Here is an 18275-nt window from a genome sequence, read left to right as displayed (position 1 = left end):
ACAGAGGCTTGCGGTCTATTCATTTAAGAACACGTTTATAGGCAATGGTTATCAATCATATACTAATTATATATTTCACTTATAATCGGTACAGCGTTATACTGGCTGCAAAGGAGGGGAAGTACATGAATCAATCAACTTCCAATAACCAATGGCAGGCGGACACGTATGATCACAAGCTGGATTTCGTCTCTAAGCTGGGCGGCGATGTCCTCTCGCTGCTGCAGCCTCAGCCCGGCGAACGCGTGCTTGATATCGGCTGCGGCACGGCCGATCTGACGGCGAAAATCGCGGCCGCCGGAGCAGAGACGGCGGGTATTGATCTGTCGGCTGAGATGATCGCGCGCGGCCGCAGCAAGTACCCGAAGCTGAATCTGAGCGCCCACAATGCGTATACTTACCGGACAGATCAGCCCTTCGATGCGGTATTCTCCAACGCTGCGCTGCACTGGATGAAGGACGCGCACGCTGTCGCTGTGACGGTAGCAAGCGCACTGCGGACCGGCGGGCGGTTCGTCGCCGAATTCGGCGGCTACCGCAACGTCGCCTCTCTGGTGAATGCGACCGAGACCGCGCTGGCCGCGCACGGCTATGACCCGCAGGGCCGCAATCCGTGGTATTTCCCTACTGCCGGAGAATACGCGGCAGTGCTGGAGGCGCATGGCTTCCTGGTCACGCTGGTCCAGCATTTCGAACGGCCGACGCCCTTGCAGGGAGAGAGCGGAATCCGCGACTGGCTGGACATGATGGCCGATGACTTCTTCTACGATGTCAGCGTGGCAGACAAGGCTGCGATCTACAAGGAAGTCGAAGAACACCTCCGGCCGGAGCATTACCGGCAGGGCCGATGGATCGCCGACTACCGGCGGCTGCGGGTCTGCGCGGTGAAGATGGCGGACTGAGAATAGAATGCCGGGAAGCCCGGGTCGGACATGACCTAGGGTTTCTTTGTATTTTTAAGGCAGGCAAATTAGACGGGATTGGGAATATCTGTTTCTTATATTGCTGCATCTGGGTAATACATAGAGTTGCGTCCGTCTACATAGCTACCAATTGTTGTTGGCATGAAGCACAAGCAAAATGATTACAGAACAGGAGAATCAAGATGGAGAACCAGAACCGGGATACCTACCGCTTTCAGGTGAATTTAAGCGGTATGATCAACATTTTGTCTAACCATTTGTATAGCAGTCCGAAGGTATTCTTAAGAGAGCTGCTGCAGAATGGCATAGACGCCATTACTGCAAGGCAGGCATATTCGCCTGACGGATACGAAGGCAAGATTCACGTCGAGGTCAGCGGAACGTCCACCGGGGCGACCTTGCTCGTCGAAGACAACGGGATCGGGTTGAACGAAGCAGAGATTCATGAGTTCCTGGCGATGATCGGACAATCCTCCAAGCGGGGCGAGGATTTTCTCTCGACCAATACCTCTTTTATCGGGCGGTTCGGCATCGGGCTGTTGTCCTGCTTCATGGTGAGCGACGATATCGTCATGGTTACCCAATCGGCCAAAGGCGGACCAGCCTTGGAATGGCGCGGGAAGCCGGACGGCACCTATACGATCCGCAAGCTTGAGGGTGAGCACGCTCCGGGCACCAAGGTTTTTTTGCGTTGCAAAGAAGGCTCCGAAGCTTACTTCGAGGAAGCCAATCTGCAGGAAGGGCTGTTCCATTACGGCGCTCTGCTGCCTTACCCGATCCAGCTGGTATCAGACCGTAACACCCGCCTGATTAATCCGCTGACCCCGCCGTGGGTCAAAGATCCGCAGTTGGCCCGTAAGCACCGTGACGAGGTGCTTGCCTTCGGCAAGCAGGTGCTGGGAGAGACGTTCCGTGATTTCATTCCCCTGCACACTGCATCGGGCCGGACGGGAGGTATCGCCTTCATTCTGCCGCATGCGGTGAATCTGAATGCCAAGCGCAATCACCGGGTGTACCTGAAGCACATGCTGGTCTCGGAAGCTGCCAGCAATATCCTGCCGGACTGGGCCTTCTTCGTGAAATGCCTGATCTGGACCGATGAACTCCAGCCCACCGCTTCCCGTGAGCATTTCTATGAGAATGCCCAGCTGGAGCAGGTACGGGAAGAGCTCGGAAGCTCTATCCGTCAGGAATTAATGCGGATGGCAGAGTACGATCCGGATCGCCTGCAATCTATCATTTCGCTGCACGCCTTATCTATGAAGGCCCTCGCGGTGGAAGATTTGTCGTTCTATTCAATCATTCATGAGTGGCTGCCGTTTGATAGCACTTTTGGCAGAAAGACGCTCGGCGAGCTGAAGCAGCAGCCTCCCTTGTACTTCACTGCGACGCTGGATGAATACCGCCAGATTACACACGTGGCTTCGGCCCAATCCATGCTGGTGGTGAATGGCGGATTTATCTATGATGCCGAGCTGCTGTCCCGGCTGCCGCTCATTGACCCGGACGTAGAGACGGAACGGCTGCTGCCGGAGGAGGTATCGTTATCTTTTACCGATATTACCCCTCAGGAACGGCTGGACTACTATGAATCCGTAAGACTCGCAGACAGTGTCCTGCAGAAATTCCGCTGCCAGGTGCAGCTGCGCCGCTTCAAGCCGGAGGAGATTCCTGTGCTCTATACGCTGTCCGAGGAATCCGCCCAGTGGCGTGTACTTGAGGCAACGAAGGAAGTGAGCACCGATGCCCTCTCCTCCGTACTGGGCAGCCTGGGCGCTACGTTTAAGGATACGGCCTACGCCACGCTCTATTTTAACCTGAACAATCCGGTCATCGGTCGGGCATTTCAACCGGCTAACCAGAAGATGCTGCCTTCGATTGTCGAGATGCTGTACTGCAATGCGCTGATGATGGGACATTATCCGATGAACCGCCAGGAGATGGCGCTGCTGAACCAGGGGATTATTCAATTTATAGATTGGGGATTAACCGCTAATCAAGTTACAGGAGGAGACGAATAGATGAACCTGACCGAGATGAGTTTCGACGATTTGATGGAGGAAGCCTATAGCCTGCCCGGAGGCAAGGCGAAGCTGGAGCTGCTCGAGCAGGCAGTACGCGTTGCTGATGCCGCAGGAGATATCGATCAGGGCTATGAGGCGCGCAGCGAGATTGTAGAGCTGGGCAGCTTCCACGGCTATCCGATGAAGGCGCTGGTCGCCTTCTCCTGGCAGCTGGGGCAGTATGACCGGAACCCTGGCCGGTTCGATGATTACAGCCTGATGTGGTCGTACAAATGGGTGCTGGACCGTATCACTGCTTTTGCAGATATTAGCCGCACTCAGATTGAGAACCTGCTGGAGGATATGAAGACCCGCTTCGCAGCCGAAGGCTACAGCAGCCGGACCTATCACTATTACCGGGCGAATATCCTCGAAGATTTCGGGGAGCTGGAAGCTTCACAGGCCGAATGGGCAATTGTCCAGACCATGGACCGGGACGAGATGAGCGATTGTGAGGCTTGTGAGCAGCATAGCCTGGTTGAGTTCCTGGCGAAACAGGGAGACGATGAAGCAACCGTGAAGGCAGCCGAGCCGATTCTCAAGGGCCGGATGACCTGCGGTGAGGTCCCTCATGTGACGATTACGAAGGTGCTTTTCCCTCTCCTGCGGCTGGGCCGCCAAGCGGAAGCGGATAAGCTGCAGAAGAAAGGCTACAAGCTGGTCAAAGGCAACCGCGATTTCCTGTATCACCAGGGAGAGCATATTGGCTACCTGACGTTGACCGATCCGGTCAAGGCGCTGGAGGTCTTCGAAGAGTATGTCGCCTCCTCGCTCGATCATGAGAACCCGGTCGATCAGATGATCTTCAATGCCTATTCCGCCAAAATGTTCCGCCGTCTGTCCGGGGAATCCATCCGCTTCCAGGTCAAGCTGCCGGCCGGACATCCATGTGAGCACCAGTCCGAAGACGTAGCTGCGCTTGCGAAGCACTTCCAGCAGCTGGCTCTCGCCACGGCGGAGAAGCTGGATAAGCGGAACGGCAACGGCTATTATACTGAACTGCTGGAGAAGTTGTAGGACAAGCGCAAATAAGAGCAGCTCCCATATTGGGGGCTGCTCTTTATGAATTACAAATACGTATTTACGTCAAATATTTTCCAGACATAGGCAATATTCCGGCATTTAATATGTTATACTGATTGGAGCAATAGAATAGGCTTAAAAGGGTCGGTCGGCTACCTCTCTATGAAGGGAGGGATGCCTTGTGACAGTGTTTGAAGCAATCATGCTGATGCTAACCTTTGGTTCGCTTATCGTAGCGATACTGTCCAATACACGCAAATAGACCGCCCTCCCAACAAGGCTGCGGTCTATTTGTCGTATCCTTTTGTTGAGGCCTACCGCCCTTAAAAGCGGCTATTGCTGGGGAGAGTCGTGTTGACGCACGGCTCTCTTAGCATTGTACGCCTGTTCTGCTTATACTATACCACAGCCGTTAGTGGATGTTAACAGTGGTTAACAAATTTGTGAGTACCAATTCGAAGACATATCTTAGCTTCTTTCCAACTCAATGTTGGAAAGCTCTTAGGGAAATCCAAGCAACACTACATGGCATACGTCAGGCTCCGGATGTACAATGATTCCGTAAAAGCGTAAAGGAGGAACACGAATGAGGACAACAGGCATACATAAGCAATTACTAGAACTGCGCAAGAACAAGGGGAAGACTCAAGAAGAGCTCGCTGAGGTCTTCGGTGTAACCAATCAAGCCGTATCCAAGTGGGAAAGCGGGGCTTGTTATCCAGATACCGCTTTATTACCCGAGATCGCTAATTATTTCGGAGTCAGCCTTGACTTCTATTCGGCCGTGTTCAGAAGGCCAATGCTCAGAGCGTAGTCAAAGACATCAAGCTTCTGTTTGAACAGACCCCTGCCAAGGAGCGTTTCACGCTGGCCTGCCAGATCGCCTTCCGCCTGCATGAGGGGATCGTATCCAATGGTTACAAGGGCTACCTGCCCTGGGACCCGGATAAGACGTATGATCAGAAAGCTTGGGGAACCTCTATTTGCAGCGAACCGGAAGGAGTTACCATTGCCAGGCAAGGGATGCTCTTCTTTTCCAGTCACGCCGGTAAACGGGAACTCGCGCCAGATCATCTGTTAAGTCTGTACAGTGTGCTTCGGGCCTATGCTGATGCTGACAGATTAACGGTATTATTCGCATTATACGAGTTGACCAGGCATGACTTTGACTGCTTTGTTACTATGGAGAATATCGTAGCGGCAGCCGGCCTGGATGAGAGAACCATACGGGATGCGCTCCATCATTTACCGGTTCACTGTAAAAAGCTTGAGGACAGCAGCATAGGCTACCGGATTGAAGCCAGCAATATGCATCTCCCTGCGCTGCTTATGCTCTTTATGCCGTTTCATTAAGCTGCAATTGGCTCTTGGCATAACCTTCTAATCCCTCATACTCTCAATTCGTCTCAGGCTCTCCGTGTCCCGGGCTGGAGATGCACCGAAGAAACGTGAATACTCCCGGTTAAACTGTGAAGGACTTTGATAGCCAACATGATATGCGGCACTTGCTACCGGATAGCCCTCGAAGGCAATAAGGTTTCTGGCCTCCAGGAGCCTTAGTTGCTTTTGGAATTGAATAGGACTTAACCCTGTAGCCCGTTTAAACTGCCGGTGAAAGGTATTTATCGCCATCCCCGATTTCGATGCCAGCTCACTAATGTCTATGGGCTTCATAAAATTACTCCGAAACCATTTTACAATTTGGGATATCCGGGATAAATCACTTTCCCGCTGACCCAATTGCCTCAGCTCCCCTCCTTGTGGTCCCATCAGCACACGATACAGGATTTCGCGCTCGTAAGCCGGTGCAAGCGCCGGAATATCTCTTGGCGCTTGCGATAATCGCAATAAACGCAGCCATGCCTCCATCAATTCAATATCCATGCCGCAAGCTGCGAATGCCCCGGAAGCAGCCGGTAACAGATGCTCCTGGAGATCTCTTAGCAGACTCTGAAGAACATTCTGATTCAGCTTGAGACCAAGGGACATGTAAGGCTGGCCGTAACGGTCCGGATGTACAACCGCCGTTGCAGGAACATGCACTGGTAACACGTAATAAGATGGCCCTGCCAGTTCCGTGCTGCGCCCCCCGATGGAGAGAATCTTTCTTCCTTGAACCGTAAAACCAATCATCGGCTCGTACAGCGCTGCAAGCTGATGATTGGGGACATCTCCCTTAATCATACTCAGCCCCGGTACTCCGGTTTCAATCTGCCTGGTGCCCGCATCCTTCATTAGCTCCATTATTTCTTCAAGGACGTTTTTCATGCACATATTTTATCATACGAATGGTGCTTTTAGGCAATCAATAGGCACTTTCAGGTCTATTTTGATCCGTCAGCTGCGGCTACAATTAGAACCAAGCCGAACACAGAACAAGGAGGATCTTATGACAATTGCGATAATAACGGGTGGAAGTAATGGCATTGGAAGAGCAGCGGCGCTGGAGCTTGGCAAACGCGGGATTAGCGTCATTCTCACCTACAATTCCTACAAGGAACGTGCGGAAGATGTTGTAAAGGAAATTGAGAAAAATGCAGGTGTCCGGGCAGTCGCACTGAAGCTGGACCTGACGCAGATCTCAACCTTTGCAGGCTTTACTCAAGAAGTGAAGGAGAGTCTCCGTAACATTTGGAACCGGACAACCTTTGATTACTTGGTGAATAATGGCGGGATCGGCGGGCCCATGCTGTTCAATGAGATGAGTGAGGAATATTTCGACAAGATTCTGAATACGAACTTCAAAGGACCTGTTTTTCTAACACAACAGCTTGCCGGATTCATGGAGGACGCCGGAGCTATTGTCAATACCACGAGCTCATCCAAAAATCAATCCTTTCCGGGCTATTCCGTCTATGGCTCGTTAAAAGCAGCATTCTCAACCTGGACCCGCTACATTGCCAAGGAGCTTGCACCGCGCCAAATCCGGGTCAACGCCGTCTCTCCCGGTCCTACACACAGCAATTTTGGCGATGGAGTATTCGATAAACATCCCGAATTCATTAAGCCGCTGGCGGAGCAATCTGTATTTGGCAGAATCGGCCATCCCGAAGATATAGCGAAGGTTATTGTAAGCCTGTTATCCGATGAGTTCGGGTGGGTTACAGCCCAGGATATTGAAGTGTCTGGCGGACATTTGCTGTAAGATCATATCCCTGCCAGATAAAAGCCAAAAGACCGTCCTCCCGGCAAAGGGAGTGCGGTCTTTTGGGCGTATCTTGTTCCTATACGATGCTTTTACTTATTATATAGTCTGTAAAGGAATACTGCAGCTTCTGCGTTAGTTGTGTTGCCGGCCGGATTGACCTTATTACCGCTGCCTTCGATGAGCCCTTCCTTCACCATGGCGGCTACGCTGTTCACCGCATAGGAAGCTACTTTGGACTTGTCGGAGAATTTCTGCAGATCCGCAGCAGTGCCTTGAGAATTCAGCTTCTTCTCCAGCTTCAAGGCTCTCTCGGTCAACACCATCATGTCCTGTCTAGTGATCTTAAGAGCGCTGCCGAAGCTGCCGTTGTCCAGGCCATTCGTAATCCCAAGCGCTTTGGCAATTCCAATCTCATTATAGTAGTAAGCATTCTCCTGTACATCGCTGAAGTTTCCATTAACCTTCGCCGTCAGGCCAAGTGCTCTGACCAGAGAGTACAGGAAATCTGCTCTGCTGATATCCGTTGACGGATGGAATAACTGGCCTTCGGTCTTGAGAATATCCTTGGATGCCAAGACCTGGGCCGCGTTCTTCGCCCATGCCGCCTTTCCGAGATCTGTGAAGGTCTTGGATACATAAGCTACCGTGAAGTCGCCGAAATGAGTCGTTGTGAAGGTTACCATACCGGTCTTGGCGGCATAACGTCCGCTCGGTACGGTCATAACCTTTCCGCTTTCGTCAATGTACCGGATAACAATCAACTCAGGATTCTTCAATTCATCCGCTGTTGGCTGGTAAGGTACGGATACGGTTACAGGTGCACCAGGATTGCTCCAGGCCGCTTCTTTACCGTCCACCTTAAGGCTAAGCTGAATGACCGGCTTCTCGCCAAGAGTTGCCTGTAGTACTTCCGCCGGGAGTTTAGACTTGTCGCCTCTTCCAATATCCAGCGATATTTCCTTGCCGCTGCTTTCTGGTGTGCCTGTCAACATACTACCGGAGATGACGACCTGACCGAATTCGGTGGAAATGGTCAGCTTGTTATCCTTGGTTCCACCGGTCAGTGCTGCAGCAGGCAAGGCTACCGAATATGAATTCACTCCTTGCACGGCAGGGATATCCAGGATCACATTTTTCCCGATGAATTCCTTTGCTTGTGCCAGATCTGCTACCTTAACCATTCCGGTTCCATTGTTTACTGTTGCCTGCATAGTTACTTTCTGCCCTTCTACAACAGGTGCTGCTGGTGCAGGTGTTGCAGACACTACTGGTCCAGACGTTGAATAGTTACCACCAGGTGCAGGCGTTGAAGGATTTCCAGGCTCAGGTGTTGGAGATGGTGTTGGTGTTCCTGGTTCCGGAGTGGACGGGGTCTCCGTCTTGCTGTTGGTTACTTTCAGGGTATACGTCTTGACCCTGCCATCAGCACCTGTTACTTCAACCTTTATATCTGTTTTGGTGCCAGGTATCAGTGCTATCGCTTCAGAAGCTGTGCCGCTGGCAACCACCTTATCATTCACTTTAATGGTTGATCTGCTGTCTGCCGCTGCTGCTGTTACGGTTACGCTGCCGGCATCCTTCAGGGATACATTGTACTCTGTGATGGCTGTGTTGAACGCCGGATCGAGTGTTCCCGCGCTAAGCGACAAGCTGCTGAGGTCGGCATTTACGCTATTTGGTGTATAGACTCCAAGGTCGCCAAGGTCGATGCTATTATTCTGGATGGCCTGATATTCACCGGCAAAATAACCATCCAGATACGAATGCCCTTGGATGAATCTGTCCGGTTTCATAGCGCCATAGTAGCCGGCATTCGCATTGCTCTGGCCGTCAAACAGGACATAGCTTCCCTGCCAGCCGGAACCGGATACGCCCCAGCTGATGATGTGATCAATATACGGAGCGAACTTATTGAAAATTTTGTAGAGCAGTGCGTACTGATAACCAAGAGCGTCCGACTGTCTGACATTAAGCACAGCTGGAGCAGTTGCGCCTCCTCCGGGAGCATCGGTCGGCACCTTAAGGTCAAGCTCTGAATAGGTAATACCCGACAGCAGGCCGCGGTCAACCAGTGAGGCATAGAGAGCCATCGCATATTGGTTATCGCTTGCCAAAGTTTTACCTACCACGTCATGCCCCTGGATACCGATATCCTCAATCAGGGGTCTTCCATCATACAGCGGGTCGGAGCGCCATGCAGTATTCAATTCAAGAACCATGTTATATACGGTTCTCGCCTTGCTGCGGGTTGCAAGCCCGTAATCGTTATAAGTCAGCTTCGGCGGATTGTCTACGATGTAATCATCAATGCTGCCGTCTTTGTCGTGTCCATCCAGCTTCATGTACTCTGGAAGACTAGCGTAGTTGGCTTTGTAAGCTGCCGCCATTTTGGCGTTGGGAGCCGCGATATGCGCGTTCTTGAACAGCAGATAGATGTAATGGCTGGTGATATCGCCGCCAATCTCATCATCTGACATGGCAACCAGCCAGTTGGTATGCTTCAGGCTCGTTCTCCAGCTATTCGCATCCTGAAGGATGAGCTCGCTGTGGCGGCTCTCGTGTACCTCTTCGTTAAGTACATCCCAGGAATTGAAGGGAATGACGCCGCGGGCTTCGCTGGAGCCGTACTTCGTATCTGTGGTCAGGAAGTGCCGCATCACATACATCGTATGGTTGAACTGCACTCTTCTGGCCATTTCTTTGTCTACTTTAACTGTAGTTGTGACGCCATTGCCAAGTCCATAGAAATCGGCCCCCCCGGTATACCCGGAGGACAGGTTCGCAGGAATAATCTGTGTCATCCATCCAGGAGCCTGGTTGTACCATGCCAGAACGTGGCCGTGCGACTTATACTGTCCGGGAGTACCCGAGTCCCGGATCGCCTGATAAGAATTAGTCGGGAAGCTGTATTCCGCTAAGCCAGGAGCCGTCGTTGCTCCTTTTAGAGCCTCTCCATCCACATTTTTCAGCCATTCCGGGCCACGGGGATGCGTGCCGTCAGCCTTCAGATTGTTGCCGTCAACGAAGATTTCATAATGATTGGCTCTGGTTCCGGTTACAGGTCCGGTGCCGATCGCGCCGACCATGAACAGGCCGTTCTCCTTATTGTACAGGCTCTTTAGAGGCGCTACAGTGCTCTGATTTTCCTTGTTGACTACGTCCGGAAGGGCCTGACCATTGGGATCTGGTGCGGTAATCTGGATGTTCGAGACCAGCAGCATACCGGTTTCTTCAGGACGGGCATTCTCGCCATGAAGCTCAAGAATGAAGTTCGAGGAATTACCCGTGGAGGCGGTAATGCTGTGATGCGCCTTCAGCCAGGATTCACCGTTGTAGCTGCCCACCCAGTCCGGATTCAGGTTATTGTACTGATACTCTCTGAGGTAGCTGTCCAGGTTTTCATTGGTATTTCTGACTCTCCATCTCATGAATTTGCCTTGCGCACTCTTCGGATAATAGACATCGAATTCAATCGTTGAACCCGCTGTGACATTGACGGCCGGGGACAACGGGGATTCCAGACTGATGCCGCCGAAGGTGCTTTTTCCATTATGGGCGTAATTAATCTGGAGCACTTCCGCTTTCCCTTGGGCATCTGCAAAAGGATACGGAATCACCTTAAACGTGCCGCCGGCAAAGTCGGCAGGAACACGGTTATCCAGCGGAGTTCTGGCTTTCCAGGCGTTCGTCGGCGCAGTCACTTTTACCGGAACCTTACCCGGACCCGGATCAAGCCGGAAATAAGGATCAGAGCCGTTTGATTTAATATTCTTAGTGAAATTCACTATGGCTTCTTTAAGCGTTGCAATAGCTTCATCGGCCGGAGTGTTCCCGTTACGCGCTAGCTCAATCGCATCATTCAGAGCTTGCAGCTCGTCTACATGCACCCATGGCCAAGCCTGGTTCACATCGGAACCATAGACCGACCCATACACAGACTGGCTGACTTGGAGCGGGAACTCCGTATTGCCGGTTTTTAGAGCTTCAGCTTGCGCAATGAGATCACTCAGTTCAACTGGCGGTTCGTCTGTAGCCGCAGCAGCCGGGATGGGAGTATACGTGAAGATGGAGAACAACATGATGATGACGAGGAAGCGGGAAATGTTAATTACATTTTTTCTACGATTCATCTAAGTTTGACTCCTTTGCTGAAGGAACCCTCTAACGTCTCGTTGTAGAGTCACCCCAAATAGTGTGGTTTCGTGTTGCAGCTTAGGCCATGTCCGGCATGGCAATCAATACTTACACCTCCCCCTGAACATACATAGCAGTCATAATTTGAAAACGCATTCACAAAAGCGGATGGTTGAAGGCTGTAACAGCTTCATAGTAACAACAGGATGAGAAAGTCTAAATACGGGTAATGCACGAATGATTTTAATATATTACGGAAATAGACACACTTCCATGTGAAAGAGGCTGCCCCAAAAGTAGTTTTGGAAACAGCCTCGCGATATTGATGGATCCGTTAAGCCAAGGGCCGATAATCGAACATCATTTTGTCGGCCCGCTCCATCCTCATCTGTACAGGGGTTGCCGTGTCAGCAAATGCCTGCTTCAGATCATAGGTCTGCCAGCCATTCTCGGAACGGCCCCCCCAGCATAGCTCGATTGTACCGTCTGCTGGAGAGAAAATCATGCTCTTGGTTGTACCGAAGTAATCCTCATAATATGGACAGTTTAGTCCGTTCGGGTAGGGGGACAGCAGCATGCTCTTAAGCTCTTCGGTTGTCACAGCGGAGGCTCCCTCCATCTGGGCGGCAATCCATTCCCCCCGCTGCCAAGAGTGGACAGCCGCCTGGGGTTCATAAGGGATCAAGGCCGGAAGCACTGGATGGTTGGTCGCCCAGAGGAACGGTTCCGGCGTGGTTGAATCGATTTGCCTGGTTGCTTTTTTGCCATCCACCGTTGCGAACAGGGCAGCGTTCCCATGTTTATCAAGCAGCATGAAATTGACATTGCTGGCGATGGGCATCTCCTGCAGGTAGCGCAGCGCTTCGCCGACATCCCGGCAATTCTCCAGAACCGCGCGGATAGCTGCCCAAAAATGCAAGCCTTGTAGTTGAGGGGCGCGCATAAAGGGCAAAGCCCCGACCGGAAACCCGCAGGCACTCATGGTCACCGCAAGTCCATGCTCGTTACATCCGTCATCCCTCCCAAAACTCATCGTGCTTGTGCCCATGTGCGTGTATTTGCCTGTAACAGAGGTTCGGGCCAACACAAAATCCTCCAGCTGATGATGGAACTCATAGTTGCGGGCCAGCAGCGGCTTGTTCAGCGCCGTCATTGCCGGCAGCAAGGCAATCTGGCTGCAACGCGGCCGCAGATAGGTCATGGCGTAATAAGCGACTTGTCTGGCAGGGACTTGCAGGGCGTCGGCAAAGCCGGCAATCTCCCCGGAAATGCCGGGGCACCACTCATCGAACAGCAGGACGGCCTCCTGATATTCATTAGGGCCAAACCCCTCGAGCGTACGGGTGTAAGCGAGCTTGAGCGCCGTATTTTCGGAAATGATGCTGCCCAGCTTATGACCAATCGCGTAGCTTGTTCCTGTTAATTCAAGGGTGTGCGCGGATAAAGTGTACATGGGCTTCCCTCCTTGTTCTCTATTCTACGAGGGAGAAGGAAGCCATGCATGATATTTTGTGCGATGTGCTGACAGGCGCGGGCCATAACGCCCCACCTCTTGTTCATGGAAACACTTTACCTCTAAACGTTGCAGTAGGCTTTAATCGCTTACCTGAATAGACTTTCGAGCCGTCTCTATTTGGTAGACCTCACTCTTTTCTCCGCTTTGAACCGAAAATTCCGCAATCGCCGAAATCTCGTATGTACCCGATTGTTTAAACCGGTATTGGGACTTTTCTGAGATGCTATCCCCCTCCGGCATTGGACGTACCACTCCAATATCCGTTCTTGCTGTCGGATGAATTCCCTTGCCGGCATTGTCCCGTACAACATAATAAAATACCGGGCTTCCGGTTGTAATCTCCAGATCCCGTCCAGTCTCGTTTTTCAGCTCAACAGAAATGATAAATTCCTGATTGGCTTTCACTTGTTTCGGAATAGAAATTTGAGCTGAAAAAGATTCGCTTTTAATGTTTTCTGAGGCAGATGGGGCGGGTCTCATCTTGGCAGCTAAGGATTCATCCGGTTCCGAAAAATAGTACGAGAATACGGTCATAAAAAGGATAACAATCAGCTTGTTCAATATAAACACCTCCAACCTCATTGACGTGATGATGGATACTTTTGTTTCAAGATACTTTTGTTGTTTGAAGCAATGATGTTGATGCTAACCTTTGGTTTGCTTATCGTAGCGCTGCTGTCCAATAAACGCAAATAGACCGCCCCCTCGCAAAGGCATGCGGTCTATCTGTCGTGTCCTGTTTGTTAGGCTTACCGCCCTTAAAAGCGGCTATTGGAGTCACAGCTAATCCTAAAACCTAAAGATCATTAGTTCAATTTATATAAATGTAATTTTTCAGTACCTTCCGCTTTACACTCTCACAGCCTTTAACATTAAATAATATTGATTATGAAAATGCACTTCATTCGTATATATTTTTGTAAGATATTCAACGCACTTGTCTATGATTTCCCCGGTGAACTTGTGGTGCATGATGGCTTTATTCGAATAGAACCTTACCATCTTCCAGTCATTAATAATTTGGTCTAATAACGGGTCAAGCGTATCTTTGGCATTGATAGGATCAAGGTTGTACTTATAGAGAGTATTTAACCTGTATTTCTCAGAACATTTTCGATAAATAGTGCTGCTCAGTGTTTCTGTAATGGTCTCATTTGAGATAATACGCCCGAAATTTTCGGCCAACAACATAATATTATTCAGACCTTCCGTTATTTCATGTTGATACCTGCACATATTCTCTACAAAGGTATGGATAGTTGTGTGCGCTGACTTCTCATTGTTCAAGGTCTCTGGATTACCAGGGGGCATTAGCGCATATTCCCAAAAGTAGTCTGGCATCTTTGCGTGCTCCGAAGTCATGCATGACAATTGGAATTCTGAGAATGGCAGAGAGTATTGCCTGTATTCTGTAATATCATCAACCGTATATATTTCCCCGTTAGTCACATTGAACCCATAGACAAAAACAGGGTGCAGCCCATGTTTTTTGTTATAGTAAAAGTCTCTCCCGCGTTGATAGAATAAATCAATAAAAATGGAAATCGGATGCCCCCTGGAAATAGAGCTTATGATCTCATCTTGTAGCGTATCTAGTGCAGGAGACTTTTTGCGAATAGAGATTCCTATTTTCTCAAGGATCTGATCTCCCTCCTCGAGCTCCATCACCTCTAACTTGAAATATCCTCTTGTTTGTATTTTTTGTTCATTAAATCTATAAATACTAATTACATTATTCAAAATCGGCAGCTCATCTTTTTTGAAATATCTGGCAAGCGTTAAATATAAATTGTAGTCGCAACTGAAGTATGGAAAATTATGATGAGGGAACATTGTGGTCATGCCGTCAAAGGGTTGAAAGGTGTCCAGGGAAATCATTTCTTCCATACATTATTTCTCCTATACTAAAATTATTGTCGATATTGCAGCCTTATGACCTCTTAACAAGGTTCATCATACGGTATTGCCGCCGGCCGGTACATGCATTTGATTCAACGCGTACACATTAAAGTAATTGGGGATATTCAAGTCTTCATAGTAATCGATCGAGACCTTGAAGCCATTCGTTCGGAAGATGCTCTCGAGCCTGCTGATCTGTTCTCCGTCCAGTCCGTGTACCTCCATTACTATTTGCCTGATTTTGCCCCAATCCTCCGGAAGGATGCCTTCCAGCACCTCAAATTCACTTTTTTCCACGTCGATTTTGAGCAGATCAATGGGGTTCAGATCGTAATAGCGGATCATTTCAGAGATCGTAGTCAGCTTGCAGCGATGGATTTGTTCATTCAGGAGCTTCGGCAACATCAGTTGATCGACAAACCGGTTTAGCATGCGAGAATCGGCGAAATGATCCCGGTAATGGTTGATTAACCCGTACCGGAGATCCTGATCGTGGTTCTCCCGGTATTTGATCTGGACAGAATCCGTGGACATCGTGGGGAAATAGGCAAACTCCGCTTCCTTGATCTCATTGGACAGCCCGAGATTAACCGTGGTTACGCGAGGGAGCGAGCCCGTATTCATCTTCAAAAGCTTAAACGTCGGAGGCAACGGTTCAAAGGCATATACCCTGCAGTTGCTCTTGCTGTTTACATACAGAGTGAACATTCCGATATTAGCCCCGACGTCCATGACTGTGCCATGATCCGGGAGCGTAATCCCGTGCTTGAAATACATCTCCTTCACGAAAATCTCGTTGTAGAGGAACTCCGTCTCGCCTTCGTTGTTTTGATAGATTTCGATCCCGTTGTGCAGCCGCTTCTTTACGGCGGCCTCTGTCTGCGGCGAAAAGCTCTTGCGCTCCATCCTGCTCATCCGCTTCACCTTCTTAACAATTTTTTTGGCTTATCGCTAACTGCTGGCGCTCTCATAGTGTTTGACGGCAAACTTCCAGAACAGCCTGACCACTAGAAGCGATATCACAGGAGCGGCGAAAATCCATATCCCAAGGATCAAGTCCAACCGGTCGATCAAATAAACCGACGGCATGTTGGTGATAAACAAGATAGGCACGACATACAGCCCTAATCTCCGCAGCCATTTGGGGTATATGTACATCGGCATATTGTTCAGATCCCAGCATTTATCCAGTATGTCGAAGATCGCACCGGACTTCACCGTCCAGAAGGCAAGAATCTGCGGAAGCAGAAGCACCGAGTAGGTCACGATCGTGCTGCTCAAGATCACGCCGATATATCCGGCCACGTTGATCAAGCTTGGATCGATGCCAAGCCGCTGCCAGGCTATTACGATCATTGTGATCCCGGCGATCAGGTTCGGAATCGGAAACGCGAAGTTAACGTTCCGGAATGAAATCATGAACTGCAGCGATAGCGGCTTCGTCATATACAAGTCCAGCGTTCCGTTGCGGATATGGCCGGCGAATCTATAAAAGTTATCCATAAACAACCCTGTATAGATTGCGATCATAATCGTATAGGTCCCGGTGAAGATCATCATCTGGTCAGGAGAAATTCCATTAATCTCGATCCCCAGCTGGTACACGAAGATGATATAGACCAGCTTGGTAAACAGAAATACGGTCTCCATGATCAAACCGGAGTAGAAATTCGCTTTGTATTCCATGTAACCGACCAAACTGTTCTTGGCGAAAATAAAAAACATACGTATGTGCTTCCGGATCTCACTCAAGCGGATACTCACAGATCTAACCTCCAACGGCTACATATTTCTTCATCCCGGAATCCCAGGACAACTTGGATATGATCAACAGCACAATGACCCAAACCGCCTGTATGAGGAGCCCGCTCACGATCTCATGAACCGCCAGGCTCCCGTTGATGATCTTAACCGGGAAGAACACGACATATTGAAACGGTAAATAGCTGGAGATTCTGGCAAACGTATCTCCGAAAATATTAAGCGGAAAGATGGCGCCGCTGAGCAGATAGACGCCTTGGTTGAACGCGATATACACGCCCCAAACCTCAGTAATGATGAACGCAAGCGCACTGATTGAATAAAAAAGCAGGAAGTTAATGAGCAGTCCGAACAGAATACTGACCAAAAACATAACGATCTGCTCCGCTCTAAGCTGAAACTCCCAAATCTGAGTAAACACGGTCATCAATATGGCGAATAGGATAAGGACAACCCCGCTCTGAACCGTTTTCTCACCGAAGAAATTGCATATCCGATAGCTGAAATAATGAATGGGCTGAGCGATAAATTTGCTTAGTCCACCCGTCTTGATATCATTGGCGATCTCCCCTTCGAAGCCGGCAGACACCAGCTTGGAGACGACGCCGGACAGCACGGAATAAATGATGATCTGCGAATACGTATAGCCGTTAATAATCTCTTGCGGCGAGCTGCGGAACACGGCTGTCCAGAGGAAGCATTGGACAAGTATGATAAAGCCGCCGCTGATAATGCTCATAAGGAAATCGGTCCGGTACTCCATCGCATTCTGAAGGGCAAGGATGTACGTCCTTTTATACTTTTGCAAGGCTTTCATGTCTGACCCCATCTTTCTGATATAAGCTTTCGATGCCCCGCTCGACAGGTATATCTTCAACTGTGAAATCAAGGATCGGGAACCGGTCCAGCATCAGCTTGGAGAGCCGCTGAAGCTCATGCTTATCGATCTCCATGACAGCATTCAGGCCGTCATGTTGCGTAATAACACCGTAGTCGCTTAGCGCTTGCCTTGGCACCTCGTCCGTAAATTGCAGCTTGATAATCTTTTTGGCATGAAACAGCTCGTTCACACGCCGGAGATCGCCGTCGTATACGATCTTCCCTTGGTTGATGATGATCGTCCGTTTGCACAGATCCTCAATATCCGCCATGTAGTGGCTTGTCAGAATGACCGTGGCCTTGGTCTGCTGGTTATAATACTTCAGGAACTCCCGAATGCGCTTCTGCGAAATCAGATCAAGCCCGATTGTAGGCTCATCCAGGAATATCACCTTGGGCCGGTGAATGAGTGACGCAATAAGCTCCATCTTCATCCGTTCCCCCAGCGAAAGCCTCCGCACCTGAATGTTAAGCAGGTCTTTAACGTCCAGCATCTCCGTAAGCTCATCCAGGACAAGCTTGTAGGGCTCATCCTCAACCTCATAGATGCATTTGTTCAGGTAGAGCGATTCGTTCGCCGGCAGGTCCCACCACAACTGCGATTTCTGCCCCATTACGATTGAGAACTGCATCTTGAATTCTTTTTTGCGCTCCCAAGGGACATAGCCTAATACCGTCGCCTGCCCGCTTGTCGGATACAAGATCCCGGACAGCATCTTAAGCGTAGTCGTTTTGCCGGAGCCGTTCGGGCCCAGGAATCCGACCATCTCGCCTTGCTCGATTACAAGCGATATATCGCTAACCGCTTTTTTGATCAGGGATTTGCGCTTCACTAAATTTTTGAGCGATTTTTTGAGTCCCAGCTCTTTTTCGTAATACTTGAAGCTTTTAGATAACCCTTCCATCTGGATGATACTCACTTACGCACC

General features: G+C 50.0%; 16 protein-coding genes. 7 read left to right on the top strand and 9 right to left on the bottom strand.

Annotated elements, in window-relative coordinates:
* Positions 1 to 125 precede the first annotated feature (125 nt).
* From K1558_RS22615 to K1558_RS22600, 5 genes are all read left to right on the top strand, one after another.
* A complete protein-coding gene (locus K1558_RS22615; RefSeq protein WP_238653939.1) occupies positions 126 to 902 on the top strand; it encodes a class I SAM-dependent methyltransferase in 777 nt (258 codons plus the stop codon).
* Between the two features lie 203 nt (positions 903 to 1105).
* Positions 1106 to 2944, top strand: a complete 1839-nt coding sequence (locus tag K1558_RS22610; RefSeq protein ID WP_238653938.1) for an HSP90 family protein — start codon at positions 1106 to 1108, stop codon at positions 2942 to 2944.
* A complete protein-coding gene (locus K1558_RS22605) occupies positions 2945 to 4003 on the top strand; it encodes a hypothetical protein (protein WP_238653937.1) in 1059 nt (352 codons plus the stop codon).
* 187 nt (positions 4004 to 4190) lie between these two features.
* Positions 4191 to 4271, top strand: coding sequence for a putative holin-like toxin (locus K1558_RS33215; protein WP_420800464.1), 81 nt, complete (start codon positions 4191 to 4193; stop codon positions 4269 to 4271).
* 324 nt (positions 4272 to 4595) lie between these two features.
* The gene (locus tag K1558_RS22600; protein ID WP_238653936.1) at positions 4596 to 4823 is read left to right on the top strand and encodes a helix-turn-helix domain-containing protein; all 228 of its coding nucleotides are present in this window, start codon (positions 4596 to 4598) and stop codon (positions 4821 to 4823) included.
* Between the two features lie 566 nt (positions 4824 to 5389).
* Here the strand turns inward: K1558_RS22600 and K1558_RS22595 are convergent.
* On the bottom strand, positions 5390 to 6277 hold the full coding sequence (locus tag K1558_RS22595) for an AraC family transcriptional regulator (RefSeq protein ID WP_238653935.1): 888 nt from the start codon (positions 6275 to 6277) through the stop codon (positions 5390 to 5392).
* Positions 6278 to 6398: 121 nt separating this feature from the next.
* On the opposite strand from K1558_RS22595, the gene K1558_RS22590 reads away from it, so the two are divergent.
* Positions 6399 to 7154 (top strand): SDR family NAD(P)-dependent oxidoreductase, encoded by a 756-nt coding sequence (locus tag K1558_RS22590; protein WP_238653934.1) that lies wholly within the window; start codon positions 6399 to 6401, stop codon positions 7152 to 7154.
* A gap of 92 nt (positions 7155 to 7246) precedes the next feature.
* On the opposite strand, the gene K1558_RS22585 is transcribed toward K1558_RS22590, so the two are convergent.
* The 3 genes from K1558_RS22585 to K1558_RS22575 form a co-directional block, all read right to left on the bottom strand.
* Complete coding sequence (locus K1558_RS22585) at positions 7247 to 11287, bottom strand: S-layer homology domain-containing protein (RefSeq protein WP_238653933.1); 4041 nt, start codon at positions 11285 to 11287, stop codon at positions 7247 to 7249.
* A 338-nt stretch (positions 11288 to 11625) separates the two neighbouring features.
* Positions 11626 to 12744 (bottom strand): C45 family autoproteolytic acyltransferase/hydrolase, encoded by a 1119-nt coding sequence (locus K1558_RS22580; RefSeq protein WP_238653932.1) that lies wholly within the window; start codon positions 12742 to 12744, stop codon positions 11626 to 11628.
* Between the two features lie 141 nt (positions 12745 to 12885).
* Positions 12886 to 13368 (bottom strand): hypothetical protein, encoded by a 483-nt coding sequence (locus tag K1558_RS22575; protein ID WP_238653931.1) that lies wholly within the window; start codon positions 13366 to 13368, stop codon positions 12886 to 12888.
* A gap of 57 nt (positions 13369 to 13425) precedes the next feature.
* On the opposite strand from K1558_RS22575, the gene K1558_RS33210 reads away from it, so the two are divergent.
* Positions 13426 to 13503, top strand: coding sequence for a putative holin-like toxin (locus K1558_RS33210; protein ID WP_420800463.1), 78 nt, complete (start codon positions 13426 to 13428; stop codon positions 13501 to 13503).
* A 153-nt stretch (positions 13504 to 13656) separates the two neighbouring features.
* On the opposite strand, the gene K1558_RS22570 is transcribed toward K1558_RS33210, so the two are convergent.
* The 5 genes from K1558_RS22570 to K1558_RS22550 all read right to left on the bottom strand — a co-directional run bounded on the left by K1558_RS22570 (position 13657) and on the right by K1558_RS22550 (position 18266).
* Positions 13657 to 14694, bottom strand: a complete 1038-nt coding sequence (locus K1558_RS22570; RefSeq protein WP_238653930.1) for a hypothetical protein — start codon at positions 14692 to 14694, stop codon at positions 13657 to 13659.
* Between the two features lie 66 nt (positions 14695 to 14760).
* Positions 14761 to 15621 carry an FkbM family methyltransferase gene (locus K1558_RS22565; protein ID WP_238653929.1) on the bottom strand — a complete coding sequence of 287 codons (861 nt, stop codon included), beginning with the start codon at positions 15619 to 15621 and terminating at the stop codon, positions 14761 to 14763.
* Positions 15622 to 15657: 36 nt separating this feature from the next.
* Positions 15658 to 16470 (bottom strand): ABC transporter permease, encoded by an 813-nt coding sequence (locus tag K1558_RS22560; RefSeq protein ID WP_238653928.1) that lies wholly within the window; start codon positions 16468 to 16470, stop codon positions 15658 to 15660.
* A 4-nt stretch (positions 16471 to 16474) separates the two neighbouring features.
* A complete protein-coding gene (locus K1558_RS22555; protein ID WP_238653927.1) occupies positions 16475 to 17284 on the bottom strand; it encodes an ABC transporter permease in 810 nt (269 codons plus the stop codon).
* Complete coding sequence (locus tag K1558_RS22550; RefSeq protein WP_238653926.1) at positions 17262 to 18266, bottom strand: ABC transporter ATP-binding protein; 1005 nt, start codon at positions 18264 to 18266, stop codon at positions 17262 to 17264. Before K1558_RS22550 ends, K1558_RS22555 begins: the two co-directional genes overlap by 23 nt.
* Positions 18267 to 18275: the final 9 nt, after the last annotated feature.

The organism is Paenibacillus piscarius (assembly GCF_022234545.1).
Taxonomy (GTDB): Bacteria; Bacillota; Bacilli; order Paenibacillales; family Paenibacillaceae; genus Paenibacillus_AQ; species Paenibacillus_AQ piscarius.
This window is presented reverse-complemented; position numbering and strand designations above follow the sequence as displayed.